A 24905-nucleotide genomic window follows, 5' to 3' on the forward strand; every position below is an offset into this window, starting at 1 on the left:
GTACGCAATGACCCAATCTGAGAAGAACCCGAGCGAGGAAGCGCTCGTCAAGCGGCGTGCCCGCCTGCTCGGCGCGAAATCGCAATTGTTCTACGACGAGCCCGTGCACCTGGTGCGCGGCGAAGGCGTCTGGCTCTACGATGCCGACGGCCGCAAGTATCTCGATGCCTACAACAACGTCGCCCATGTCGGCCATTGCCACCCGCATGTGGTCGAGGCCTTGTGCCGTCAGGCAAGCCTGCTCAATACCCACACACGCTATCTGCACACCGCAATTCTCGACTATGTCGAGCGGCTGACGGCGACCTTCGATGCAAGCCTCGCCACCGCAATCCTGACCTGTACCGGCAGCGAGGCCAACGACATAGCGCTGCGCATGGCGCAGGCCGCCTCCGGCAATATGGGCATCATCGCCACCGACGCCACCTATCATGGCAACACGGCGGCGGTTTCGCAGCTCAGCACGCGCATGCCTCCGATCCGCGGCCGCGCCCCCCATGTCAGGCTGGTGCCGGCCCCCGACAGCTATCGCCATCCCGATGCGATGGCCAATGGCAAGGCCTTTGGCGACGCCGTGCGTCAAGCGATCGCTTCGCTGGCACAGGACGGCATTGGCCTGTCTGGCATCATCTTGTGTCCGCTGCTCGCCAATGAAGGTTTCTCGGCTCTGCCCACCGGATTTTTCGACGACGCCTTGGGGGCCGTGCGCGAAGCCGGTGGTCTGGTCATCGCCGACGAAGTGCAGCCCGGCTTCGGCCGCACCGGCAGCCATTTCTGGGGCCATCAGCGCGCCGGCTTCGTCCCCGACATCGTCACCATGGGCAAGCCGATGGGCAATGGCCATCCGATCGCGGCCGTGGTCACCACCAAGGAGTTACTTGCGGCCTTCCGCGACGCGTTCCGCTACTTCAACACCTTTGGCGGCAACCCGGTCTCCTGCGCGGTCGCCAATGCCGTCCTCGACGTCATCGAACAGGAAAACCTTGTCGCCAACGCGCAAGACGTCGGCGCCTATGCGCTTGGCCTGCTGCGCCCGCTGGCCGATCGGCATGAGTGCATCGGCGAGGTCAGGGGGGCCGGACTGTTCTTCGGCGCCGAGCTGGTCCACGACCGCGACACGCGCGAACCGGCGCCCGACATTGCCGAGCAGGTCGCCAACCGCATGCGCCATCGCGGCGTGCTGATGGGCAAGACCGGCATCCACGGCAATGTGCTCAAGATCCGCCCGCCCATGCCGTTCTCGCGCGACAATGCCGACTTCCTGATCGGCCTGCTGGACGAGGTGCTGGGCGAAGTCGGCGGAGTGCCGGCGTGAATTCTGTTTCCACCCAATGCGAGCCCGAAACGGCAGCCGATGTCACGGAGCTTGCCAGGCGTGCGCTCGAACATTGGGGCGTCCGCAACTCTGAGCCGGAACTTCTGAAGCACCGCGAGAACGCCGTCTTCCGCGTGCGGCTGCCGGATGGCCAGCCGGCAGCCATGCGCATCCACCGGCTCGGCTACCACACGGACGCCGCGCTGCGTTCGGAACTGCAATGGATGGGCTTCCTGCAATCCGCCGGCGTCGCCACGCCGTCTTGCGTCGCAACACAGGCCGGCGATCCGTTCGTGCTTGTCAGCACGGCCACCTCGGCGCAGCCCCGGCAGGCCGATTGCCTGAGCTGGCTGGAGGGCCGCGCCGTGGGCGCACGCGGCGTGCCACTGGTCTACACGGCCGACCAGTCGATCCAGATCTTCACGGCGATCGGGCGGACCATCGCCCATATGCACAATGTCACTGCCTCGTGGACGCCGCCCGCGGGCTTCGCCCGCCATGCCTGGAACTTCGACGGCTTCTTCGGTGCGAACCCGGTCTGGGGCCGGTTCGAGACCTCGCCCTTTCTCGATGGTCCTCGCCGCGCGCTGGTCTTGCAGGCGCGCGACAAGGCAGTGAAGGCGCTGTCGCAACATGAGCGCAGCGCGCGCAATTTCGGCATCATCCACGCCGATCTGGTGCGCGAAAACGTGCTCATCCATGACAGCGCGGTGCGCATCATCGATTTCGACGATTGCGGCCATGGCTGGCACATGTACGACCTTGCCGTCGCCCTCTACCAGAACCGCGAGGAGGCGATCTACCCGCTGATCGAGACCGCTTTGCTTGACGGCTACCAGCAAGAGCGTGCGCTGACCCCGCAGGACATCGCCGCATTGCCTCTATTCGCCGCCTTGCGTGCCTTCGCGTTTCTTGGCTGGGTGCAAAGCCGCGTCGAAGGCGACATCACCAGGGATGTCGGCTTGCGCATGTCGACCATCGCGGCCGATGTGGTGATTGACTACTTGCGCGGCGAACAGCCCAACTGACGAGCCGATGAGAGCCATCAGCTCTTGGCGAAATGGATGCTGACCGTTCCCGAGCTGCCGAAGTCGGCGACGATCGTATCGCCGGGCCGCGCCTCGACCGGGCGCACGAACGATCCGGACAGCACCACCTCGCCGGCCGCGATGGACATGCCGTAGCGGGCGAGCCTGTCCGCCAGCCAGGCAATGCCCATCGCGGGATGGTTGAGCACGCCGGCGCCAAGCCCGGTCTCCTCGACCTCCGCATTGCGCGAGACGATGGCGCCGATCCAGCGCATATCGGCTTCATCGGGTCGTTGCGGCCGGCCGCCGATGACAATGCCGGCATTGGCGGCGTTGTCGGAAATCGTATCGAAGAAAGTGCGCGCCTTCTTTGTCTCGGCATTGACGCGTTCGATGCGCGTGTCGAGGATTTCGAGCGCCGGCGTGATATAATCGGTGGCGTTGAGCACGTCGAAGATGGTCACGCCTGGGCCCCTCAGCGGGGCCTTCATGACGAAGGCTATCTCGGCCTCGACGCGCGGCTGGATGAAGCGGCCGACGGGTATCGTCGCGCCGTCGTTGAAGAACATGTCGTCGAACAGCACGCCCGAATCCGGCGTGTCGATTGCGAGCGCATATTGCATCGCCTTCGATGTCAGGCCGATCTTCCAGCCCTTCGGGGTCAGCCCGGCATCGGTCTTGCGTTTCACCAGCGCTGCCTGGACGCGATAGGCGTCCTCCATCGTTGCCTCGGGAAAGTCGAGGCTGAGCAGACGGATCTGGCGGCGCGAACGCTCGGCTTCGAACAGCCTTGCCGCGGCATCTTCAACTTGCTCGGGGGTCACGATGCTGCCTCGTCGACGACGCCGTTGCGGAGCACGCCGATGCCGTCGGCTTCGACTTCGATCACGTCGCCCGGCTTCAGCCAGATCGGCGGGTCGAAGCGGGCGCCGGCGCCGGTCGGCGTACCGGTGACGATGATATCGCCTGGCACCAGCGTGGTGAAGGTGGAGACATAGGCGATGATCTTGCGGAACGAGAAGATCATCCGGCTGGTGCGGTCCTGCTGGCGCAATTCGCCATTGACGCGGGTGGTCAGCGCGATGTCGGCAATCTGCGCCTCGTCGGTGAACGGCACCAGCCACGGACCGAGCGAGCCGGTGCGGTCGAAATTCTTGCCCTGCGTGACGTTGAACTTGGCGTGCCGTACCCAATCGCGAATGGTGCCTTCGTTGCACAGGGATAGTGCCGCGATATGGTCAAGCGCATCCCTCTCGGCGATGCGTCGTCCACCCTTGCCGATGACGATGACGATCTCGCCCTCATAGTCCAGCTGGGGCGATTCCGGCGGCCGCACCAGCGGCGCGTCGTGGCCGACGAAGGAGCGGGGGAAGCGGATGAACAGCGACGGGTTGGAAGGCGCGGCCTGGCCGTCCTTGTACTCTTCGTTGCGGTCCGGGTAGTTGACGCCGACGCAGATGATCTTTTCCGGCGACGGCACAGGGATTTCATAAGCGATGGCGCCGACTGGAAAATCGACGGCGTAGGCTTCGGCCTCTTCCGCCAGCCGCCGTAGCACGCCGGCCTCGATCACTTCGCGCAGCGTCGGCCACTGGCTGTGCCGCGCCGACAGGTCGACGACGCCCTTATCTGTGACCACGCCATAGCGCGTCTTGCCGCCGACGGTGAAGGTGGCGAGCCGCCCATGTGCAGTCATCCCGGTCTCCGTCAGGTTCGCGTCTGTGGTCACGGTGCGATGATCGGCGACGCCGTCAAATCCGGTTGGCGCGCGGCCGCGCCGGCAAAGATGCTACCCTCCTCGAACCAGCTTTTCGGCGCGGGCGCGCCCCACAGCGTCTGGCGCTGCGGGTCCTTGAGGTCCCACTTGATCGGCTCAAGATCCGGATCCACCGTCTGATAGTCCGAGCAGTAGATCTCGATGCGGTGATTGTCGGGATCGCGAACATAGAGGAAGAAGGCGTTGGAAATGCCGTGCCGGCCTGGGCCGCGCTCGATGTTTGCGAGGTAACCGGTCGTCGCCATCAGGTCGAGCAGGTCGATGATGTTGAGCGGTGTCGGCACCCAAAAGGCGACGTGATGCAGGCGCGGACCCACACCGTTGGTGAAGGCGATGTCGTGGACGCCGCCCTTGCGGTGCGTCCAGGCCGCCCACAGCTTTCCGCTACTGGCATCCTCGGTGTATTCGGTGACGCGGAAGCCAAGCTCGTTGTAGAAGGCGACGGACTCGTCGACATTGGGCGAGAAGCAGTTGAAGTGGTCGATGCGCAGCGGCTTCACGCCCTTGTAGAGCGCATATTTCTGATGAATCGGCGGCAGCCTTTCCATTTGGGCAAAGAACTCGAGCGGAATGCCGTGCGGGTCGCGGGTGCGGAAGGTGCGCGACTGGTACGGTCGCTCGACCCACTCGACCGGCAGGCCTTTTGCCTTGAAGAAATGCTCGGCCTTGTCGAGATCCTCATCCGAAAAAACCTTGAAGCCGAGATCGCGGACTTCGGCGCTGCCGGCCTTCTTCAGCACGATGCAGTGGTGTCCGCGCTCTTCCAGGGCCCTTAGATAGATGGCGTCCGATGTCTCGTCGGTAACCTGCAGGCCGAGCGTGTCGACATAGAAGGCGCGGGATTTCGCAAGGTCGGTGACCGCCAGTTCGACATGGCTGAGGCGCACGATGTTGAAGGCGGGATAGAGGTTTGGTTTGGGCAGTGGCATCCGATGTCCTCCGGTCAGCCGCCGAGTTTCTGGATCGCGTGCGCTGAAGTGGCGAAGGCGATGTTCTTCGTCTCCATGTAGAAATCGAAGGAATGGTCGCCGCCGTCGCGGCCGATGCCGGAATTCTTGACGCCGCCAAACGGCGTCGGCAAATGCCGCACATTCTCCGAATTGACCCAGATCATGCCGGCGTCCAGCGCATCGGTGAAGCGGAAGGCGCGGGTAACATCCGACGTCCAGAGATAGCCGGTCAGGCCGTATTGGGTGTCGTTGGCCAGCGCCAGCGCTTCGGCCTCGTCCTTGAAGGAAATGGCAGTCAGCACCGGCCCGAAAATCTCTTCCTGGGCAATGCGCATCCTGTTGGTGGCGCCGGTAAACAGCGTCGGGCTGACATAGCAGCCACCGCCCGGACCGGCGAACTTGCCGCCGCCGGCGGCTACCACCGCGCCTTCCGATTTGCCGATCTCGATATAGGAAAGCACCTTTTCCTCGTGCACCGGATGGATCAGCGGACCAACCACCGTTTTGGGATCGAGCGGATGGCCAACCTTGATGCGCTTTGCCTTCTCCGCAACCAGATCCGTGAATGTGTCGTAGACCGAGGCTTCGACCAGAAGCCGCGACGATGAGGTGCAGCGCTCGCCGTTGAGCGAGTAGATCATGAACACGGCCGCATCCGCCGCACGTTCGAGATCGGCGTCGGCGAAGACGATCACCGGGTTCTTCCCGCCCAGTTCGAAATGCACGCGCTTCAGCGTATCGGCGCCCTGTCTCATGATCATCGAGCCGGTGCGGCTCTCACCGACAAAACCGATCGCCTTGATGTCAGGGTGCTCGGTCAGCGCCTTGCCGGCGTGCTCGCCGAGGCCGTTGACCAGGTTCCACACGCCTTTCGGCAGGCCGGCCTCCTCGGCGATCTCGACCAGCAGGCGAGCGGTCAGCGGCGAAAATTCGGCCGGCTTGTGGACGACGGTGCAGCCTGCCGCCAGCGCCGGCGCGATCTTCCATGTCGACAGCATGAACGGCGTGTTCCACGGCGTGATGATGCCGACCGGGCCGATCGGCACGCGCGTGGTGATGTTGACCTGGCCTGTCGTGCGCAGCGTCTCGCCGTCGCGCGCTTCCGGCGCGCGGTCGGCGAAGAAGCGGAAATTCTCGGCGCCGCGCAGCGCGGCCTTGGCCATGAATTTCAGCGCCTGGCCGGTGTCCATGCACTCGACGAAGGCGATCTCCTCGGCGCGCGCTTCGATCGCATCGGCTATCTTGTGCAGCAGCTTCTTGCGCCCGTCGCCCGGCATGGCGGCCCAGGCCGGGAACGCCGCCTTTGCCGCCTTGGCGGCGCGGTCGATATCGGCGGCACTGCCACGCGCGACCTTGGCCAGCGGCTTGAGATCGACCGGCGACATGCTCTCGAAGGTCGAGCCATCCACCGCCGGCACCGCTTCGCCGCCGATCTGGTTCAGCACGCCGTCGCGCTTGAAACGGGCCAGATAGGCCTCGGCCTTTTTCAGATTGCCTTCGAGGTCGGACATATCAGCTTCCGTCACTTGCCGCGCAGTCGCGGGTGGATTGCATTTTTCTTCCAGCTCAGGACCGGATCGATTTCCCTGATCTCCAGGGAAAGAGCGAAATGCGGGGTCTCGAACAGGGGGGCGAGGTATTCGCTCACGGCGGAGAAGACCGCCTCCCCGGTTCGTCTCTTGTCCTCGGCACTGCGGCCGGTTCCAATGCGAAACGACATGTCGAGAAAGGCGTTTTCCGGCAGGCTGTCGGCGATGGCATAGGCTTCCGCACGGAAGGCCCGCACCCGCACCGCGCCGGTTTCAAACAGCCCGGTGCCGAGCACGGTGCGCAACACCAGCGCGCACAATTCGCTCATGTCGACCTTGGCATCGAGGTTGGCCGAATACTCGATGGAAAAGTGAGGCACCGCGTCTCGTTCCCCGGATTGTTCCACTGTTGTAGTTAACGCGTTAATTACATGCAGCATCACTGAAGTCAAGCCTTGCATCCAAGTTGAGGCGACGATACGGGATGGAAAGGTCAGGTTTTGGCGTGCGGTCCCGCCGACCGCCCGCATCATTGGGGACGCTGCTTCTTGCTGCCTGAAAACACCCGTCGTTCTCTGCCGATGGCGCTGCTCCATGCCCGCGAAGTGGTGATGGCGCGGTTTCGCCCTATGCTGGCGGCGCATGACGTGACCGAACAGCAATGGCGTGTGCTGCGCGTTCTGAGCGAGGCCGGCCCTGTCGAGGCGACGGAACTTGCCGATCGCGCTTCGGTGCTGCCGCCCAGCCTGACACGCATCATCAAGACGCTCGAGGGCCGAAAATTCATCACCCGCAACAAGGCGGAAGGCGATGGCCGCCGTGTCGTGCTGACGATCGCCCCGGCGGGTTCCGCCCTGATCGATGCCTTGTCGCCGGAACGCCTCGTCATCTACCGCGACATCGAACAGCGCTTCGGACATGAGAGGCTCGAGCAATTGCTCGATCTGCTGGAGAGCCTGATCGCCGGCGAGAACTGACTGCTCCCGCTCAGCCGCCAAAACTGCCAAGCCGCGTCGGCTGCGTGTAATTGCGGTCGACATAAAGCAGCGCCGAGCCGCCGCTGCCGTGCCTGACATCGATGACGCGGCCGATCATGACATTGTGCGTGCCGACGATGTGCACATCCTCGATCTGGCAATCGAAATTGACGATCGCGTCCGACAGCGCCGGCGTCCCCGAGGTCAGCGTTTGCCAGCGCGCCGCCGAATAGCGCGCCTCCATGTCCCTGGTCGCCCCGGCGAACTTGCCGGCCAGGTGCATATGGTCATGCGTCAGCACGTTGACGCAGAAGCGCCGGTTGGCGAGAAACATGGCCGCCTGCGTCGAGCGGCCGTTCATGCACACCAGCAGTGTCGGAGGTTCGTCCGACACACTGCACATGGCGGTGGCGGTGAAGCCGCCGCGCCCGGCCGGGCCATCTGTCGTGACGATGTTGACCGGCGCGCAGACCCTTGCCATGGCGTCGCGGAAATCGGCCTTCGAAATCTGCGTGGCCATCTGACATCACCCCGCCGATGAAGCGAGCGGATTGAGCCAGGTATCTCCCGTCCAGCCATTCTCGTCATAGTCGGCCATGCAGGTATCGACCAGTTCTTCCATGGCCTTCAGCCGGCCGCCGCGTTCGGCGCCCTTCAGCACCTGCAGCCGCACCTCTTCCGGCGCACCGGCATAGTTGAGTTCGTAGAGCGCGTGGCGGCCGCCGAACTCGGTGCCGGTCGCGTCCCACAACAGTTTCATGATCTTGATGCGCTCGACATGGCCCATGTCGTTGGAACCGCGCACATACTGCGCGAGGTATTTGTCGATCTCGGGATTGTTGAAGTCGCGCACCGATGACGGCAGGTAGATCAAGCCGGAGGCGATCACCCGGCGCACCGTGTCGATGACGCGCGGATAGGCTTCCGACATGAAAGTCCGGTAGGCAAGGGCTGCTTCCAGGTTGGGCAGGACAGCGCCATTCGCCCAGGGGATCGGATTGTAGGCCATGGCGTTGGAAAAGCTCCAGAACATGTGCCTGAGCGCGATTACCTCGCCCAGCGCCGCCTGGTTGCCGCGGAAGGCATCGCCGCCGGTGGCGCGCAGCGCCTTTGCCAGCAGGCCGGCGAGGAAGTCGAGCTTGACGGCAAAGCGTGTGCAGCCCTGGAAGCAATAGCCATGCATGAAGCCCGAAGCCGGATGGAAGGACAGGATTTTCTGCGCCTCGCGCAGCACCAGCACGTCCTCCCAGGGGATGAAGACATTGTCGAGCACCAGGATGGCATCGTTCTCGTCGAAGCGCGACGACAACGGATAGTCGAACGGAGCCGCCGCCGTGTTGGCCGTCTGCTCATAGGAGGCGCGGCAGAACATCTTTACCCCCGGCGCATTCATCGGCACGATGAACATGACCGACAGCAACGGATCTTCGGTGACCGTCGCCGAACTCTGCGCCAGGAAATTGTAGTGGGTCAGCGCCGAGGACGTCGCCACCACCTTGGCGCCGGAGACATAGATGCCGGCGTCGGTCTCCTTGGTGATGTGGACGAAGACATCCTTCACCTGTTCGGCCGGCTTGTGGCGGTCGATCGGCGGGTTGACGATGGCGTGGTTCATGAACAGCACGGCTTCCTGCGCACGCTTGTGCCAGGCGAGCGCATTGTCCTTGAACGGGCCGTACCAGTCGGCATTGGCGCCGAGCGTGTTCATCAGTGCCGCCTTGTAATCGGGCGTGCGGCCCATCCAGCCATAGGACATGCGTGACCACTCGGCGATCGCGGTCTGCTGGGCCGCGAGTTCGCCGGAGGATTTGGCGACGCGGAAATATTTGTGGGTGTAGCCGCCCGAACCGGTATCGGTAGGCGAGGTCAGCGTGCCCTGCCGCTTGGGATCGTGCAGCGCATCATAGAGGCGCGCCAGCGACCGCGCCGAATTGCGCATCGCCGGATGGGTGGTGACATCGGCGATGCGCTCGCCGTTGATGTAGACCTCGCGGCCGTCGCGCAAGCTCTCCAGATACTCGGCCCCGGTGAACGGGCGCCCATTGTCGGCACGAAAGTCTTCCGATCGCATGATGTTCCTCCACTTATGGCATCAACTCTAGCGCTCCTGGCAAGGATCGGTTAGGACGTAACGGCAAAACCGATTGGACTTTTTCCGGCGCCATGAGCCTCAATTCCATTCCTGATTTCTTTGTCTATGGCGAGCCGGTGCGGCCGCTTGATGTCGGCTTCCTGCATGTCGAGACGGTGCTTGCGCGCAGCAACATTCATCTCGGCCAGGTTGCCGCGCACAAGCATCCGCAAATGGGCCAGATCACCTACTGGACCAGCGGCTCCGGCACCTACCGCATCGAAGACCAATCCTGGGACTTTTCGGCACCGGCCGTCAGCTTCGTGCCGAGCACCATCGTGCATGGCTTCTCGATCGGGCCCGGCACCGACGCCATCGTCGTTTCGGTCGCCGATGATGCGCTTGCGGCAATAGCCGCTCACAGCCTGCTGCCATTGGACCGGCCGGTCTTTGCCGATAGCCTTCCTCAGCACGTCGCGTGGAAAAGGCTGGCGGCGGTGCTGGAGATGATCGCCGCCGAATATGCCGAGGCGCAGGCCGGCAGTGACAAGACCCTGCCGGCGCTGATCGCCGTCGCGCTCTCGCACATCGCGCGCCTTGGTCCCGAGGTGAAGGATGCCACCGGTTCTTCCGATGCTGCATTGGCGCGCGGCTTGCGCCGTCTGGTCGATGCGCATTTCCGCGACAACTGGCCCGTCGACCGCTACGTCGGGGCGCTGGCCACGACACCGCATCTTCTCGACAAGGCCGCCCATACGGTGCTTGGCAGCGGCGTCAAGCGGCTCATGGGCGAGCGACGGTTGCTGGAGGCCAAGCGGTTGCTGCTGTTCACCGTGCGCACCGTCGAGGACATCGCCTACGAAATCGGCTTCGAAGATCCGGCCTATTTCTCACGCTTCTTTCGGGAGCGGGTTGGCCAGGCGCCCGCCGCCTGGCGCCGCGCGCAGCTGGGGCAGAGTTGAAGCTTCCGCGCCGGCCAGGATCAGGCGTTTGGGCCGACACGCCGGCCAGGCACGGCGCCGCCGAGTTGATCCACCTGTTGATAGGTGTTGCCGCGCAGCATCACCCCGCACGGCGCGGCGCATCGAGATTGATGTCGCCGCGAAACTTGCTGGTGTTTTTTGTCGCTTCCAAACGGTTCGTTATTTGAACCACCAATTTACGTGCTATGAGCGGACTGCAAGGTGGATTGGCTTCCGTCCCATGCGAAGTATCTTGAGGATGCACGATGAGCACAGTCGGCAAAGCGATATCGCTGTTGGAGCAGTTCACGCTCGGCGAACCGGAGATCGGCCTGTCCGAGCTCGCCCGCAAAACCGGCCTCGACAAGGCAACGGCGCGGCGCCTGCTGATGGCGCTGGCCGACCACCGCCTGATCGAACAAGAGCCGGCAAGCCGCCGCTACCGGCTCGGCGCCGGCCTGTCGCGGCTGGCCCGCTTTCGCGACGCGCATTTTCCCTTCGTGCGCGTGGCAGCACCTGTGGTTCGCGAGCTGGCGCTGGAAACCGGCGAGACGGTGCATCTGTCGGAATTCAGCGCCGGCGCACTGCTGACGGTCCATGTCGAGCTCTCGGCAAAGGCCAACCGGGTCAATGTCGATGTCGGCCAGGTGCTGCCCTTGCACGGCACCGCCTCCGGCATCGCCTTTCTCGCCGCTTCGCCTCGGGAAGCGGCCGAGGCCTATGTCGACAAGCCGTTGCCGACCTTCACGCCACACACGGTGACGCAGCCCGAAAGGCTGATGAAGGCGATCCGGCTTGCCGCCAAGCGCGGCTATTCCTCGAGCTCCCAAGGCTATGAAGAAGGCGTGCACAGCATAGCCGCGGCAATCCTCGGCTCCGATGGGCGTCCTCTCGGTGCGCTCGCGGTGGCCTCGCCTGTGTCACGCGCCGATGACAGCATGGCAGCCAGCCAGGGCGAAGCGGTGATCCAGGCGGCGCGGCTGATTTCAGCGCGCCTGGCCGGCGAAGCCTGACATCTCTACCGTCGCAGGGGAGATGATTAGCGGGTTAAGTTCCCAGCGGCGCACCGGCCTTGCCGCGAGACCGGAACGCTTCGTCTGGGACAGGCGGCTGGAGCGCAGCAAGGAAGAATTGTTGTCGCCCGCCCGCGCGTCGCCCACGATCTCGGAAATCGCCTTTGCCTGCGGGTTCAATTCGAGTGCGCATTTTTCGCGCGCGTTCGAGAGCCGGTACGATGTGGCCCGCGGGAGTTGCGCCAGAGGCTGAGGGCGGTGGTGCATTAAGGGGTGGGCCGTTTGCCGGATCTTGGAGAGCGCCGTAGCTCGCCGAAAGCCGGCATCCGGCAGCAAGTTCTACATATTGGCAGCGGTTGGCCGCACGATCACTTCGTTGACGTCGACGCCATCGGGTTGATCAAGCGCAAAACGGATCGCCCGTGCAATGGCGTCCGGTGTGAGCGACTTCTGCCGCCATTCTTTCAGAGCCGTGGCGACCTGAGGATCGCTGATATCGTCGCCCAGTTCGGTTGCGGTCACTCCGGGGGAGATGATCGTGGCGCGGATGTCGTCATGCTCCTGCCGCAGCCCCTCCGTGATTGCCCAGACGGCATATTTCGTGCCGCAATAGACCGCCGCGGTGGGCAGCACGATATGCGCGCCGACCGAGGCGACATTGACTATATGCCCATTCTTCTGGGCGACGAAGCGCGGCAGCACCGCGGCGATCCCGTTCAGCACGCCGCCGATGTTGACATTGATCATGCGAGACCACTCATCGCGCTTCAGCGCGGCAAGCGGCGACAGCGGCATGACGCCGGCATTGTTGACCAGCACATCGATCTGCCCGAATTCGGCATGAGCGGCATCGGCAAAGGCGTCGAAATTCGCCGCGTCAGTCACGTCGAGTTCGCGCCACGCGACGCCTTTGCCTATTTCTGCGGCCAGCGCCTTGAGCCGCTCGGTGCGGCGGGCCCCGATGAACAGTCTGGCGCCGGCACCGGCAAGTTCCCGAACCGTCGCTTCGCCGATGCCGCTGGAGGCGCCGGTGATGAGTACAACCTTGTCTTTAAGTCCCGTCATGATCGTTCCTTTTTCGCTGCGGTGACGGGGAGATAGATGGCGCGAACCGGCAAAGGCCGGTAGCGTGATCGTCCAAAGAGTTTGCACGATCCTCCAAATGAACTCGAAATGCCTTGCAACATTTCGCGCCATGAAGATTTATGCGGCATGGAGAAAATCAATGAACTCGCCGAGCTGATCACCCGCTTTGCGCCGAAATCTGGCATGGCCGGCACTGCGGTGCCGCGGCTGTCGCTCATTCGCGCCAACCAGCCCAGTGCACCCGTGCCTGCGGTCTACGAGGCGTCGCTTTGCATAATCGCCCAAGGATCGAAGCGCGTCTCGCTGGCCGACCAGAGCGTGGTCTATGACGCATCGAGCTACCTGCTCGTCTCGGTCGACCTGCCGCTGGTCGGGCATGTGTTGGAGGCGAGCCCGGCGGCGCCCTACCTCTGTTGCAAGATAGATTTTGATTCCACCGCGCTGGCCGAACTGCTTGTGAAAGAAGGACGTGCATCCCCCAGCAGGGATCTGCCGGTGTTAGCTGCCTATCCAAGTGACCCCGACCTGATTGATGCCGCCTGTCGGCTTGTCAGGCTGCTCGATCGCCCCGAGAGCGTCACCGTGCTGGCGCCGCTGATCGAACGCGAAATCCTTTACCGGCTCCTCACCGGACCGCACGGTGACACGCTTCGCCAGATGGCGTCGGTGGACAGCCACCTGAACCAGGTCAGCCGCGCCATCGCCACGATCCGCAATCATTTCCAGGCACAACTGCGCATCGAAGAGATTGCGGCGGCATCAGGCATGAGCGCGTCGTCCCTTCATGCCCATTTCAAGGCGATTACGCGCATGACCCCGCTCGAATACCAGAAGCAGCTGCGCCTGCAGGAGGCGCGAAGGATTATGCTTGCCGGCGGCGCAAACGCAGGCACGGCCGGGTTCGCGGTGGGCTATGACAGCCCTTCGCAGTTCAGCCGAGAATATCGTCGCCTGTTCGGTGCGCCGCCCCGGAAAGATATTGACCGCCTTCAGGCAACACCCAGTTCGGCTGCGGCTTATTGAGTTTTCCGAGCGGCATGCGCCAGCCATGGCTGGTCAGGAGCCAGCCGCCTCCAGGTGGCGAAGCGTCCGATCATGCTCGGTAGAACTCCCGGTACCATTCGACAAAGCGCGGAACCCCTATTTCGATCGGGATTTTGGGCTTGAAGCCGGTCGCCTCCTCGAGCGAGCTGACATTGGCGAAAGTTGCCGGAACGTCGCCTGGCTGAAGTGGCCTGAGGTTGCGGTTTGCCTTGCGTCCCAGCGCGTCTTCGAGCACCTCGATCAATCGGTTCAGTTGAACGGGCGAATTGCCGCCGATGTTGTGAATCCTGAACGGGGCGTTGCTGGTCGCTGGGTCTGGCGCGACACTTTTCCACTCAGGATTGGGTGTCGCGGGTTGCTGCATGACGCGGATAATACCTTCGACAATGTCGTCGATATAGGTGAAATCCCGCTGCATGTTGCCATAGTTGAAGACCTCGATCGGCTCGCCGGCGAGGATAGCCTTGGCGAAGATGAACAGCGCCATGTCCGGCCGCCCCCACGGACCATAGACGGTGAAAAAACGCAGCCCGGTGGTCGGCAGTCCAAACAGATGGCTGTATGTGTGCGCCATCAGCTCGTTCGCCTTCTTGCTTGCGGCGTAAAGGCTGAGCGGATGGTCCGCCGGATCGTGCACGGAAAACGGCATGCGGGTGCTGCCGCCATAAATCGAACTCGACGATGCATAGACCAGATGGCCGACGGACGCCTGCCGGCATCCTTCCAGGATGTTGACAAAGCCGCTGAGGTTGCTTTCCACATAGGCGTGCGGATTGCTGATCGAATAGCGTACGCCGGCTTGCGCCGCGAGATTGACGACAACCTCCGGCGCGGCCGAAAGGAAGAGCTCCGAAATACGGTCCCGCTCCGTGAGATCGGCATGCTCGAAACAAAAATTCGAAAACGCTTTCAGCCGCTCGAGACGAGCCTGCTTCAGGCTGACGTCATAATACTCGTTCATGGAGTCGAGGCCGATAACCTGGCCTCCTTCGGCAAGCAGCCTCAGGCAAAGATGAAACCCTATGAACCCGGCTGCGCCGGTGATCAGTATCGGCCTGCTTGATGTCACTGCATATCCTAGCGTTAATTTCAGGCGAGCTTTACAAGCTCCAGTATTTTATGTTGTCGGGAACTTCATTGGGCTTGATGGCCGACTTGACATCGAACAGTGTCCCCCCCGGCCTGATCATTTGAAAAAGACGCGCTCTTTCGTTGGTGAGATATTGCCTGTGAGGCACCGCCAGAACAAGCGCCTGCAAATCGTTTATCTCATCGAGCGGCAGGATTGTTTCGCCGTGATCACGCCGAGCGGTTTCGACATCGGCAAGGGGATCATGGACTTTGGGGACAATTCCGAACTGCCTTAGTTCCTTGACCATGTCGAAAACGCGGCTGTTGCGCAAATCCGGCACGTCCTCCTTGAATGTCAGCCCGAGAATGCCGACAGAAGCCCCTTTGACGGGCGTGTCAGAACCAATCAGCCGTTTGACAACCTGCTGGGCGACGAAGGCCCCCATGCCGTCATTGATGCGACGTCCGGCGAGGATGATCTGCGGATGGTAACCTTCGGCCTCGGCTTTGGCGGTCAAATAATATGGATCGACGCTGATGCAGTGGCCGCCGACGAACCCCGGTTTGAAGGGAAGGAAGTTCCATTTCGTCGACGCAGCATCAAGAACATCCTGCGTCCGGATATCGAGCCGCTCGAAGATCATTGCCAGTTCGTTCATCAGCGCGATGTTCAGATCGCGCTGGGTGTTCTCGATAACCTTCGCTGCCTCGGCCACCTTGATCGACGGGGCGCGGTAGACGCCGGCATCGATGATACGGCCATAAACGTTCGCGACGCGCTCCAGCGTCTCGTTATTCTCGCCGGAGACGACTTTGACGATCTTTTGCAGCGAGTGTTCCCGATCGCCGGGGTTGGCGCGTTCGGGCGAATAGCCGAGGGCAAAGTCGCGGGGATGTCGCAGGCCGGAAACCTGCTCGATGATCGGCCCACAGAAATCTTCGGTCACACCTGGATAGACTGTCGACTCAAAAACGACGACGGCGCCTTTGCTCACCGCCTCGCCGACGAGTTCGGACGCCAGTTTCAAAGAAGCTAGATCGGGAGCGCGATTTGCGTCGATAGGGGTTGGCACGGCGACGATGAAGAAAGTAGCGCCTTTCAACATCTCCCGGTCGGTGGTCAGCCCTATCGAGGTCTCCTTGAGCGCCGTTGCGTCAACTTCCCCCGTACGATCGACGCCGCCACGCAATTCCCCGATCCGACGCTCGCTGATGTCAAAAGCTATGGTGCCGGGGAAAACCTTCCCAAAGGCAATGGCTACCGGCAGGCCGACATAACCCAGGCCGATAACTGCAATGCGTTCGGACATCCGTGGGGTTCCTCGAGCCACCTGTTGAGCCGACGTGCTTGTATGGCAGGCTGTTGGCCAATTCAACGATGCTCTATCGCGAAGAGGAATGTCTCACGAAAAATGGTCGTTGCCATTTTCATGTTGCCATCCGCCGATGCCATCGATGTTGTGGATAAAATCCAGCAGGACCGGGTTTCGAGCCACTCTCTGCTGCGGATTGGGGTGAACCGTCAGGTTCTGCCGGCCATCTACGCAGCGGCGGCCCTGACGACAGGGCTGATATTCTCTGCTGCCAATCCATAGGCCACTATCGGCCTCAATCGTGCCTTCTGATCAAACCAAATGCCGGGATCGGAATTCGCATCGGCACCGAGCGGATCTGCGAAATTTCAGTTTGGTCCTTGTGCATTGGCTGCGGACACGTCGTATCCTGCGTGTGGCGACCGATATCTGGTCGATCAGCATTTGCCTGGGAGCAGAAATTGGCCAGACTCTATGACAGCCGCAGACGCATTCTCGTTACCGGGGGCGCAGGGTTTATCGGCTCGCATCTTATTGACCGCCTGTTGGAACGAGGCGACGAAATCTTGTGTGTCGACAACCTTTTCACCGGATCAAAGCGCAATATCGACCATTTGGCCAAGCATCCCCGCTTCGAATTCATGCGCCATGACGTGACCTTTCCGCTCTACGTCGAAGTCGATGAGATTTACAACCTGGCGTGTCCGGCCTCGCCTGTTCACTACCAGTACGACCCGGTTCAGACGATCAAGACCGCCGTGCACGGCGCCATCAATGTTCTTGGATTGGCAAAGCGGCTGAAATGCAAAGTCTTTCAGGCCTCCACCAGTGAGGTCTATGGTGACGCGTCTGTGCATCCGCAGCCCGAGAGTTACTGGGGCAATGTAAACCCGATCGGGCCGCGCTCATGCTACGATGAAGGCAAACGCTGCGCCGAAACGCTGTTCTTCGACTATCACCGACAACATGGCTTGTGGGTCAAGGTCGCGCGGATTTTCAATACGTTCGGGCCGCGCATGCACCCGGCAGACGGCAGGGTTGTCTCAAATTTCATCGTGCAGGCGCTTCGTGGTGAACCGATAACCATTTTCGGCGACGGCTCACAGACAAGGTCGTTTTGCTACGTCGACGACCTGGTGAGCGGCATGCTGCGCCTCATGGATACGGGGCCGGAGGTGACCGGTCCAGTAAACATCGGCAATCCAAGGGAAGTAACGATCAGGCGCTTGGCCGAACTGACGACGCAGATGACCGGATCAGGTTCGGATATAATTTACCGCGATCTTCCGCAAGACGATCCGCGGCACCGCCAGCCCGATATCACCCTTGCCAAAAGGCTTGTCGGCTGGGAGCCGACGGTGACTTTAGAAGCCGGGCTGCAACAGACGATCGACTATTTCAAAGCCCTGCTGCCGAAGGTTTCCACAAACTCGCCTTGACCCGGCACCGCAGTGCAACCGTCAAGTCTGACCGATCACCGTCGTGGTAGCGACGCCTTTTGCAGTCGACTCCGGTAGGCTTGAAGTTTTTCGAATTCTAATTATTTTAAGCTTGAAATTATTTTGAAGATCCATGGCGCTTCATCCGTCCGAGCCGGGACACCGGCATTTGGCGGAGAGCAGAAGGAGGAGGAAGATTTGCCGTTGTTCCGGAATAAAACTCCATGAACACAGCACGATTTTCCGAGAGTGTCACAGGCAAGATCGTCGATGGCGTTCTCATCGTCACGATCGAAAATCCGCCGGTCAACGCGCTGTCCCTCCATGTCAGGGCCGGACTGATGGCTGCGCTTGGGCGTGCGGCGTCGGATGAAGTGTCTGCCGTGGTGCTGACCGCCATTGGGCGCACCTTCATCGGTGGCGCCGATATCAAGGAATTCGGCAAGCCCGCTATCGGGCCCACACTGCCTGACGTGATCGAAGCGATGGAGAGCTTCGCCAAACCGATCGTCGCGGCAGTAGGCGGCGCGGCGCTCGGCGGCGGCTGCGAGATTGCGCTGGCCTGCCACTACCGGGTGGCCAGCAAGGCGGCCAGCTTCGGCCTGCCCGAGGTCAAGCTCGGGTTAGTGCCCGGGGCCGGCGGAACCCAACGCCTGCCCCGCCTCATCGGCACGGTCGCCGCAATTGACCTGATCGGCACGGGTCGGCCCGCAAATGCCGACGAAGCTCTCGCTCTCGGTCTGATCGATACCATTGCGGACGATCTTCCCGAAGGCGCGCTCGATGTCGCCCGCCGTCTCGTTGGCCAACCGCTGCGGCGCACGGGTGCGCTTTCCGTCCCGCGCTCGCAACCTGAGGCCGACGCGGCAGCCGCAAGAAAGGTGCTTTCCCGCAGCCGTGGACAGATCGCGCCTGCAGAGGCCGTGAGACTGGTCCGGGCCGCGTCCACGGCCAGACTTGAGGACGGTCTTGTGCACGAACGCGCGACCTTCCTGCGCCTCCGGGATTCTCGCGAGGCGGCAGCGTTGCGCCACGTCTTCTTTGCCGAGAGGCAAGCCAGCAAAGTCGACAGGCTGGAGGGTATCACGCCTCGCAAGGTCGAGACCGTCGGTATCGTCGGAACCGGCCTGATGGGTGCAGGCATCGCGGTCTCGGCCTTGAATGCCGGCTATCGCGTAATCGGCATCGAGCAGAACGACGACGCCGCGGCAAAAGGATACGAGCGGATCGCCGGCCTTCTCGACAAGTCGGTCCAATCCGGCCGACTCACCGATCATGCCCGCAGGGAGGCGCTGAGCCGGTTTGAAGCGGCCAGTGACGCCGGCAGGCTGGTGCAGGCCGATCTGGTCATCGAGGCAGTGTTCGACGATCTCGCGGTAAAAACCGAACTCTTCCGGAAGCTTGATCGTATCGTCCGCCCCGACGCCATACTGGCGACCAACACCAGCTACCTCAACCCCGACGAGATCGCCTCGGCAACCGCCCGGCCCGAACGGATCGCCGGCCTGCATTTTTTCTCCCCGGCCAACGTCATGCGGCTCACCGAAGTGGTGGATTGCGCGGCGACGGCGCCCGATGTGCTCGCCTCGGCTATCGCGTTCGTCAGGAAGCTCGGCAAGCTGCCTGTCGTGTGCGGCGTTACCGAGGGTTTCATCGGCAACCGCCTCTATTCGGCCTACCGCCGCGAGGCGGAGTTCATGGTGGAGGATGGCGCAGCACCGGAAGAGGTGGATGCCGCGCTGGAGGCCTGGGGCTTCCCGATGGGGATCTTCGCGGTCAACGACATGGCTGGGCTGGAGATAGCCTGGGCGCGGCGCAAGCGACAGGCGGCGATGCGCGATCCGCAAGCACGTTATGTCGAGATCGCCGACCGGCTGTGCGAGGCCGGCCGCTTCGGCCGCAAGACCGGGCGCGGCTGGTACGATTATTCCGACGGCGAGCGCAGGAGCGACCCGCAAGTGGCCGCGCTGATCGAGGCCGTTCGGGCGGCCAAGGACATCGTGCCGCGCCGCTTTTCGCCCGATGAGATCGTCACGCGCTTGCTGGCGGCAATGGCCGACGAGGGCAAGGCATTACTCGCCGAAGGCATCGCGGCGCGTGCCTCCGACATCGATCTGGTGATGATCAACGGCTATGGCTTCCCGGCCCACAAGGGCGGGCCGATGTTCCGCGCCGGAGAGGTTTAAGGACCAGCTACGACAGCCTTGCGATGACGGCGCGCAGTGCCTCGCCGAAACGCCTGACCTCGTCGACCGTGTTGTAATGGACCAGCGAGGCGCGGATGGCGCCGCTGTCCATCGACAGGTTGAGACGCTTCATCAGCCGGGGCGCATACATATGGCCGTCGCGGATGCCGATCTGCATGTCAGCCATTTCCTCGACGATCCGCTGCGGCGACAGCTTGCCGATGTTGAAGCAGAATGTCGGCACGCGTTCGTTGATGCGGGCTTCCTCGGCGACGCCGTAGATCGTGGCATTGCATCCCTTGAGCACGGCGAGCATCTCACGCGCCAGGAGCACTTCGTAATCGCGGATGGCGCCCATGCCGGCAACGATGTTGTCGCGCCGCGAGCGGTTGTTGGAGGGCGCCAGATTGCGGCCGATCAGTTCCAGGTACTGCACTGCGGCATCCATGCCTGAGACGTTCTCGTAGATGAAGGTGCCTGCCTCGACCTTGTAAGGCGGCTCGTCGGGGATGAAATCCTCGCGGAAGGTCGGCAGCCGCTTCAGCGTTTCGAAGCGGCCCCACAGAAAGCCCATATGCGGCGAGAAATTCTTGTAGCCGGAGCAGACGAGATAATCACAGTCCCAGGCCCGCACGTCGATCAGCCCGTGCGGTCCGTAATGCACGCAGTCAAGGAACACTTCGGCGCCGGCCGCATGCGCGATCGCGGCCACCGAAGCGACGTCGACGATCGAGCCGATCGAATGCGCGGTCACCGTGCAGGCGACGAGACGGGTGCGATCGGAAACCAGCGGCTTGAGGTCGTCGACATGCAGGTTGCCGTCCTCGCGCATGCGCCACCATTTGAACTTGGCTCCGGCGGGCTCCAGCGCCAGCCACGTGGCGATGTTGGCGTCGTGGTCCATATCGGTGATGACGATCTCGTCGCGCTCTGTGTCCTTGGCCAGCATCTGGCCGATGCCGAGGCTGACCAGGCGAATGAACGAGGTGGCGTTCATGCCGAAGCAGATTTCCGACGGACTGTAGGCGTTGATCAGCAAGGCCACGCTCGTCCGAGCATCCGCAACCGATTGGTCGACCGTGACCGAGCGCCCATAGCGACCACCACGCTGCACATTGTGCGAGACCAGGTGATTGGTCACCGCGTCGAGCACGCTCTGCGGGATCTGCGCGCCGGCGGCGTTGTCCATGAAGATGAAATCACCGGCGCGCTGCAAGGCCGGAAACATGGCGCGGATGGTGTCGACCGGAAAGCCGCCGGCGGCTTGGGAATTGCTCAACTGTATCTCCTGCGAATGGCTTGGGAAGCGGGACGGTTGATGAGGTCAGCGCGTCTTCTCGGTCTTGAAGCGGTCTTCGAGCAGGCTGACGAGGCGGACCATGGGCCAGAGGAAGATGAGATAGACCAAAGCGGCGCCGATCAGCGGCGAGGGATTGGCATAGAGCGACTGCGCGTTGGTCGCTTCCTTCAACAGTTCAGGCAGCGCAACAGTGGAAGCGAGCGACGTGTCCTTGAACATCGAGACGCAATTGCTGGTCATCGGCGGGATGACGACGCGGATCGCCTGCGGCAGCACCACCTTGCGCAAGGTCAAAAGGAAAGGCAGGCCGAGCGCCTGTGCTGCCTCGAATTGGCCTTTCGGAATGCTCTCAATGCCGGAGCGGAACACTTCTGCTGAATAGGCCGACATGATGATGGCGAACGCCGTCACGGCGGAGGCCCAGGACGACAGACGGATGCCGAGGAAGGGCAGCGCATAATAGATCAGGATCAGCACCACCAGCACCGGCAGGGCGCGGAAGATGTCGGTGTAGCCGACCGCCAGCCAGCGCAGCGGCTTCGGCGCATAGAGCCGCAACAGGCTGATCCCCAGGCCGATGGGAATGCCGATGCCGATACTCAAAATGCCGAGCAGCAGCGTGTTCAGGAAGCCACGCAACAGCGCCGGCAGGCTGGACATGATCACGTCAGGATTGAAGAAGGTGTCGATTAGCGACATGGGAGCGTTCCCGAACCCCAGAGCAAAGGATGCTCAAGTTAAAACCAATCGACCTTGCCTCCCATGAGGCTATCCGTGCGGCAGCAGGCGCCGGAGCGTGAAATGAATCGTGCCGGCCCGGGAGCCGGCACGATTTAAGTGCATTGCCGGTCAGGCCTTGGGCAGCGGCATTTCCTTGACCGTCGAGGAATCGGCTGGCGCGTCGCTGCCGAACCACTTCTTGTGGATCGCGGCCAGCGTTCCGTCCTTCTTCATCGCGGTCAGCGCGTCGTTCAGCTTGCCGAGCAGCGGATGGTCCTTGCTCATCATCAGGCCGTACTGTTCGCCGGTCTTGATGCGCTGCTTGACCTTGAGGTCCTTCATCTTGGTGAAGGAGTATTCCATGCCCGGAATATCGCTGACGGCGGCGTCCACGCGGCCCGCGCTGAGGTCGAGCAGCAGATTCTGCTGCGTGTCATAGCCCTTCACGTCGCTGTAGCCGCCAGCCTCCTGATGCGCCTTGACCCAGGTCTCGCCGGTCGAGCCTGAAAGCACGCCGACGATCTTGCCCTTGAGGTCGGCCTCGGTGTTAACAGCGCTATCGGTCTTCGTCGCAATGCCCATGTCGGAGTCATAATAGGGCTGGGTGAAGGACAGCGTTTTCAGTCGCTCCGGCGTGATGGTGATCGAGGAGATCGCGACATCGATGCGATTGGAACTGACAGCCGCGAACAGCGCCTGGAAGCCGAGGTCGGCAATGTCGGTGGTCATGCCGGCACGCTTGGCCGCTTCGTTGACGATGTCGACTTCAAAGCCCTCGAACGTGCCGCTCTCGTTCTTGTATTCGAAGGGCGGATTGGTCGGGTAGGCGCCGACATTGAGCACATCGGCGGCAAAGGCGGTGGCCGGGCCGGCAGCGATGCCGATCGTGGCGGCGAGAAGAAGCAGGTTGCGACGAGTGAAGCTCATTTTGTGTTCCCTCTGGTTGTGATCGGGCGGGTTTGCTCCCGCACGGTTTGTTGCCGTCCCACCTCCCAGCGGGGCGTCAATTCATGGCGGCGACCATGCGCTCGAGCGCGGTCGCTATCTGGTCGCGTTCACGGCACACGCACATCCGCAGGAAGGCCGCTGCCGAATTTCCAAAGAGGTGGCCGGGAGCCAGCCCGACGCGCGCCGTCTCCAGTATCCTGACGCAGGCCTGCCGGGCGTCGCTTTCGCCGTCCATGGCAAAGAAGGCATACATGCCTCCGCGCGGTTTCGTCGGCAGGATGATGCCGGGAATCTGGGCCAGCCTGTCATAGGCAAGGTCGAGGCCGGTTTTGATCCGCTGCCTGATCTCCTCGACCAGCGGCTCGCCTTGGCGGATGGCGGCGACAGCGCCTGCCTGGATAGGCGCGGCGGTGCCGCTGTTGATATACTGCGTCATGGCGCCAAGCTGGTCGGCCACCCCCGACGGATGCGTCAGCCAGCCGATGCGCCAGCCGGTCATCGCCCACGCTTTCGAAAAACTGTTGACCGACAGCACCCGGTCGCCATCCTCGGCGATCTGCAGGATGGAAGGAGCAACATTGCCGTCGAAATAGAGCCGGCCATAGACCTCGTCGGAGATGATCCAGATGCCGGTGCGCCGGCTGAAGTCGAGCAGCGCCTGCATCTCCTCGCGCGACGCGGTCCAGCCGGTCGGGTTGGACGGCGTCGACAGGAAGATCGCGCGTGTGCGCGCATCGCAAGTGGCGAACAGCCGGTCGAGATCGAGATGCCAGTCGCCCTTGAAGTGGAGCGAAAACGGCCTTGGCTCGCCGCCGATCAGATGGATGGCGTTGTGGATGTTGGGCCATTGCGGCGCGACATAGACGACGTTGCTGCCGGTATCGACCAGCAGTTCCAGCGCCAGGTACAGCGCCTGCATGCCGCCGGGCGTGACGGTGGTGCGCGCAATCGGGATCGACCGGCCGTGAATGCGCGTTTGGTATTCCGACAGCGCCTCGTTCAGTAGGGCGTGCCCACGCATGTTGGGGACGTAGAACGTCTGGCCTTCATCGAAGGCAGCCTTCGCCGCGTCGCGGATGAAGGCCGGCGTCACCATGTCGCCTTCGCCGTACCAGAGCGCGATCACGTCGCCCAGTTCTCGGGCGCGCACGGCAAGGTTGGCAATGTTTTCGGTGTGCAGGTCACGGATCTGGGCACGTACGCCGTCGAAAGCATAACGCGCGCTGGACGATGACTGGGGCAGTATGAACGACAAGGACTGAAACCCCTCCCACCCGGAGCACCGCGACGGACTGCCCGGCAAGCCCCACCGGCACGACAGTCGCCATCGAGTTTGGATGCTATCCAATGTGCTGCGCTTTTCAAGGAAAAAGTTTTAAGCTTAAAAAGTTTTTGCCCGATCCCGCCCGTCTACCGCAGCTCGGCGCGCGCAGCGGTGCAGTTGGCCGCAGCGCCGGCGCCAAGAAACATCGTATCGCTGGCCAGCACGAAGAAGCTCGCGCCGATAGCGGCCCACTGGCTGATCGTCTGTGGGCTGGCGCAAAATATACCCGATGTCCTGCCATGCGCGACGGTCGCGCGGATGATCCTTGTGATCGCCTCATTGAGCTTGTCCACGCCTTTCGGCCCGATCGCATCGATCGACACGGAGAGATCGCCGGGGCCGACGAAGACCACATCGATGCCGTCTATGGCCGCGATCGCCTCGATGTTGGCCAGCCCCTCCGATGTCTCGACCTGGACCGCGACGACCACCCTGTCATTGGCCGCGGCCAGATATTCGGGAATGCGATAGCCATAGCCGGCCGCGCGGCCAGGCCCGACGCCGCGCTCGCCCAGCGGCGGATAGCGCGAGGCTTTCACCGCCGCCTCGGCCTGAGCAGCGGTCGAGACGCGCGGCACGAGCACGCCTTGTGCGCCGCTGTCGAGCGCCGCCTGGATAGCTTCCGGCGCATGACCGGGAACACGCACCATGGCCGGCACGCGATGCACGTCGGCCGCGCGCACCATGGTTTCGATCGTGTCGCGCGCGATCTGGGCATGTTCCCAGTCGATGCAGACGAAGTCGAGGCCGGTGAGCGCCATCACTTCGACGGCGACGGGATGGGGAATAGCGGCGAAGGAGCCGACGAGATTGGTCTTGCCGATGCACTTCTGACGGAACGCGCTCATATCC

At 62.7% G+C, this 24905-nt stretch carries 25 protein-coding genes; 10 read left to right on the forward strand and 15 right to left on the reverse strand.

The genetic code is table 11. The features are described 5' to 3' along the window. Positions 1 to 7 precede the first annotated feature (7 nt). Entirely contained in the window at positions 8 to 1315 is a 1308-nt protein-coding gene (locus tag NKL04_RS17840) for an aminotransferase class III-fold pyridoxal phosphate-dependent enzyme (RefSeq protein ID WP_023699843.1), read from the forward strand. Further along, positions 1312 to 2343, forward strand: a complete 1032-nt coding sequence (locus NKL04_RS17845; RefSeq protein ID WP_023699844.1) for a phosphotransferase enzyme family protein — start codon at positions 1312 to 1314, stop codon at positions 2341 to 2343. The genes NKL04_RS17840 and NKL04_RS17845 overlap by 4 nt, the downstream gene beginning before the upstream one ends. 17 nt (positions 2344 to 2360) lie before the next feature. Here the strand turns inward: NKL04_RS17845 and hpaH are convergent, their stop codons facing one another. Genes hpaH through NKL04_RS17870 form a run of 5 tightly spaced genes read right to left on the reverse strand, consistent with a single transcriptional unit; the run spans position 2361 to position 6979 of the window. Further along, on the reverse strand, positions 2361 to 3167 hold the full coding sequence (hpaH, locus tag NKL04_RS17850; RefSeq protein ID WP_023699845.1) for a 2-oxo-hept-4-ene-1,7-dioate hydratase: 807 nt from the start codon (positions 3165 to 3167) through the stop codon (positions 2361 to 2363). Further along, positions 3164 to 4039, reverse strand: a complete 876-nt coding sequence (locus tag NKL04_RS17855; RefSeq protein WP_023735687.1) for a fumarylacetoacetate hydrolase family protein — start codon at positions 4037 to 4039, stop codon at positions 3164 to 3166. Before NKL04_RS17855 ends, hpaH begins: the two co-directional genes overlap by 4 nt. Before the next feature lie 29 nt (positions 4040 to 4068). Further along, positions 4069 to 5049 (reverse strand): 3,4-dihydroxyphenylacetate 2,3-dioxygenase, encoded by a 981-nt coding sequence (gene hpaD / locus NKL04_RS17860; protein ID WP_023699846.1) that lies wholly within the window; start codon positions 5047 to 5049, stop codon positions 4069 to 4071. Between the two features lie 14 nt (positions 5050 to 5063). Next, positions 5064 to 6581, reverse strand: a complete 1518-nt coding sequence (gene hpaE / locus NKL04_RS17865; RefSeq protein ID WP_031209034.1) for a 5-carboxymethyl-2-hydroxymuconate semialdehyde dehydrogenase — start codon at positions 6579 to 6581, stop codon at positions 5064 to 5066. Positions 6582 to 6592: 11 nt separating this feature from the next. Further along, on the reverse strand, positions 6593 to 6979 hold the full coding sequence (locus NKL04_RS17870) for a 5-carboxymethyl-2-hydroxymuconate Delta-isomerase (protein ID WP_023695203.1): 387 nt from the start codon (positions 6977 to 6979) through the stop codon (positions 6593 to 6595). Positions 6980 to 7180: 201 nt separating this feature from the next. Here NKL04_RS17870 and hpaR point away from each other — a divergent pair, with 201 nt between their 5' ends. Continuing rightward, complete coding sequence (hpaR, locus tag NKL04_RS17875; RefSeq protein WP_023695202.1) at positions 7181 to 7576, forward strand: homoprotocatechuate degradation operon regulator HpaR; 396 nt, start codon at positions 7181 to 7183, stop codon at positions 7574 to 7576. Between the two features lie 10 nt (positions 7577 to 7586). Here the strand turns inward: hpaR and NKL04_RS17880 are convergent, their stop codons facing one another. Next, positions 7587 to 8096, reverse strand: a complete 510-nt coding sequence (locus NKL04_RS17880; protein ID WP_023699848.1) for a flavin reductase — start codon at positions 8094 to 8096, stop codon at positions 7587 to 7589. Between the two features lie 6 nt (positions 8097 to 8102). After that, positions 8103 to 9647, reverse strand: a complete 1545-nt coding sequence (locus NKL04_RS17885; protein ID WP_023699849.1) for a 4-hydroxyphenylacetate 3-hydroxylase N-terminal domain-containing protein — start codon at positions 9645 to 9647, stop codon at positions 8103 to 8105. Positions 9648 to 9739: 92 nt separating this feature from the next. Here NKL04_RS17885 and NKL04_RS17890 point away from each other — a divergent pair, with 92 nt between their 5' ends. From NKL04_RS17890 to NKL04_RS17900, 3 genes are all read left to right on the forward strand, one after another. After that, positions 9740 to 10609, forward strand: coding sequence for a helix-turn-helix domain-containing protein (locus tag NKL04_RS17890; RefSeq protein WP_023699850.1), 870 nt, complete (start codon positions 9740 to 9742; stop codon positions 10607 to 10609). A 266-nt stretch (positions 10610 to 10875) separates the two neighbouring features. Next, positions 10876 to 11622 (forward strand): IclR family transcriptional regulator, encoded by a 747-nt coding sequence (locus NKL04_RS17895; RefSeq protein WP_023667822.1) that lies wholly within the window; start codon positions 10876 to 10878, stop codon positions 11620 to 11622. Positions 11623 to 11644: 22 nt separating this feature from the next. Then, complete coding sequence (locus NKL04_RS17900; protein WP_023708113.1) at positions 11645 to 11875, forward strand: helix-turn-helix domain-containing protein; 231 nt, start codon at positions 11645 to 11647, stop codon at positions 11873 to 11875. An 86-nt stretch (positions 11876 to 11961) separates the two neighbouring features. On the opposite strand, the gene NKL04_RS17905 is transcribed toward NKL04_RS17900, so the two are convergent. Then, positions 11962 to 12687 carry an SDR family oxidoreductase gene (locus NKL04_RS17905; protein WP_023682721.1) on the reverse strand — a complete coding sequence of 242 codons (726 nt, stop codon included), beginning with the start codon at positions 12685 to 12687 and terminating at the stop codon, positions 11962 to 11964. Between the two features lie 147 nt (positions 12688 to 12834). Here NKL04_RS17905 and NKL04_RS17910 point away from each other — a divergent pair, with 147 nt between their 5' ends. After that, on the forward strand, positions 12835 to 13731 hold the full coding sequence (locus NKL04_RS17910; RefSeq protein ID WP_023667819.1) for an AraC family transcriptional regulator: 897 nt from the start codon (positions 12835 to 12837) through the stop codon (positions 13729 to 13731). A 70-nt stretch (positions 13732 to 13801) separates the two neighbouring features. Here the strand turns inward: NKL04_RS17910 and NKL04_RS17915 are convergent, their stop codons facing one another. Together NKL04_RS17915 and NKL04_RS17920 are read right to left on the reverse strand one after the other, a co-directional pair. Next, on the reverse strand, positions 13802 to 14821 hold the full coding sequence (locus NKL04_RS17915) for an NAD-dependent epimerase (RefSeq protein WP_023667818.1): 1020 nt from the start codon (positions 14819 to 14821) through the stop codon (positions 13802 to 13804). 31 nt (positions 14822 to 14852) lie between these two features. Further along, positions 14853 to 16133, reverse strand: coding sequence for a nucleotide sugar dehydrogenase (locus NKL04_RS17920; protein WP_023686926.1), 1281 nt, complete (start codon positions 16131 to 16133; stop codon positions 14853 to 14855). A gap of 102 nt (positions 16134 to 16235) precedes the next feature. On the opposite strand from NKL04_RS17920, the gene NKL04_RS17925 reads away from it, so the two are divergent. The 3 genes from NKL04_RS17925 (at position 16236) to NKL04_RS17935 (ending at position 19761) form a co-directional block, all read left to right on the forward strand. Continuing rightward, positions 16236 to 16418 (forward strand): hypothetical protein, encoded by a 183-nt coding sequence (locus NKL04_RS17925; protein ID WP_023667816.1) that lies wholly within the window; start codon positions 16236 to 16238, stop codon positions 16416 to 16418. 179 nt (positions 16419 to 16597) lie between these two features. Next, positions 16598 to 17575: a UDP-glucuronic acid decarboxylase family protein gene (locus NKL04_RS17930; protein ID WP_023667815.1), complete on the forward strand. Its 978-nt coding sequence runs from the start codon at positions 16598 to 16600 to the stop codon at positions 17573 to 17575. Between the two features lie 224 nt (positions 17576 to 17799). After that, entirely contained in the window at positions 17800 to 19761 is a 1962-nt protein-coding gene (locus NKL04_RS17935; RefSeq protein ID WP_023699851.1) for a 3-hydroxyacyl-CoA dehydrogenase NAD-binding domain-containing protein, read from the forward strand. A 7-nt stretch (positions 19762 to 19768) separates the two neighbouring features. On the opposite strand, the gene NKL04_RS17940 is transcribed toward NKL04_RS17935, so the two are convergent. From NKL04_RS17940 to NKL04_RS17960, 5 genes are all read right to left on the reverse strand, one after another. Further along, entirely contained in the window at positions 19769 to 21040 is a 1272-nt protein-coding gene (locus NKL04_RS17940; RefSeq protein WP_023699852.1) for a cysteine desulfurase-like protein, read from the reverse strand. 45 nt (positions 21041 to 21085) lie between these two features. Beyond that, complete coding sequence (locus tag NKL04_RS17945; RefSeq protein ID WP_023667812.1) at positions 21086 to 21760, reverse strand: amino acid ABC transporter permease; 675 nt, start codon at positions 21758 to 21760, stop codon at positions 21086 to 21088. A 150-nt stretch (positions 21761 to 21910) separates the two neighbouring features. Continuing rightward, on the reverse strand, positions 21911 to 22708 hold the full coding sequence (locus NKL04_RS17950; RefSeq protein ID WP_023699853.1) for an ABC transporter substrate-binding protein: 798 nt from the start codon (positions 22706 to 22708) through the stop codon (positions 21911 to 21913). 76 nt (positions 22709 to 22784) lie between these two features. Further along, positions 22785 to 23984 (reverse strand): pyridoxal phosphate-dependent aminotransferase, encoded by a 1200-nt coding sequence (locus NKL04_RS17955; protein ID WP_023699854.1) that lies wholly within the window; start codon positions 23982 to 23984, stop codon positions 22785 to 22787. Positions 23985 to 24139: 155 nt separating this feature from the next. Beyond that, positions 24140 to 24901: an HpcH/HpaI aldolase family protein gene (locus NKL04_RS17960; RefSeq protein WP_023686922.1), complete on the reverse strand. Its 762-nt coding sequence runs from the start codon at positions 24899 to 24901 to the stop codon at positions 24140 to 24142. Between the last annotated feature and the right edge of the window lie 4 nt (positions 24902 to 24905).

This window comes from Mesorhizobium sp. C264A, assembly GCF_040324515.1.
GTDB lineage: Bacteria > Pseudomonadota > Alphaproteobacteria > Rhizobiales > Rhizobiaceae > Mesorhizobium.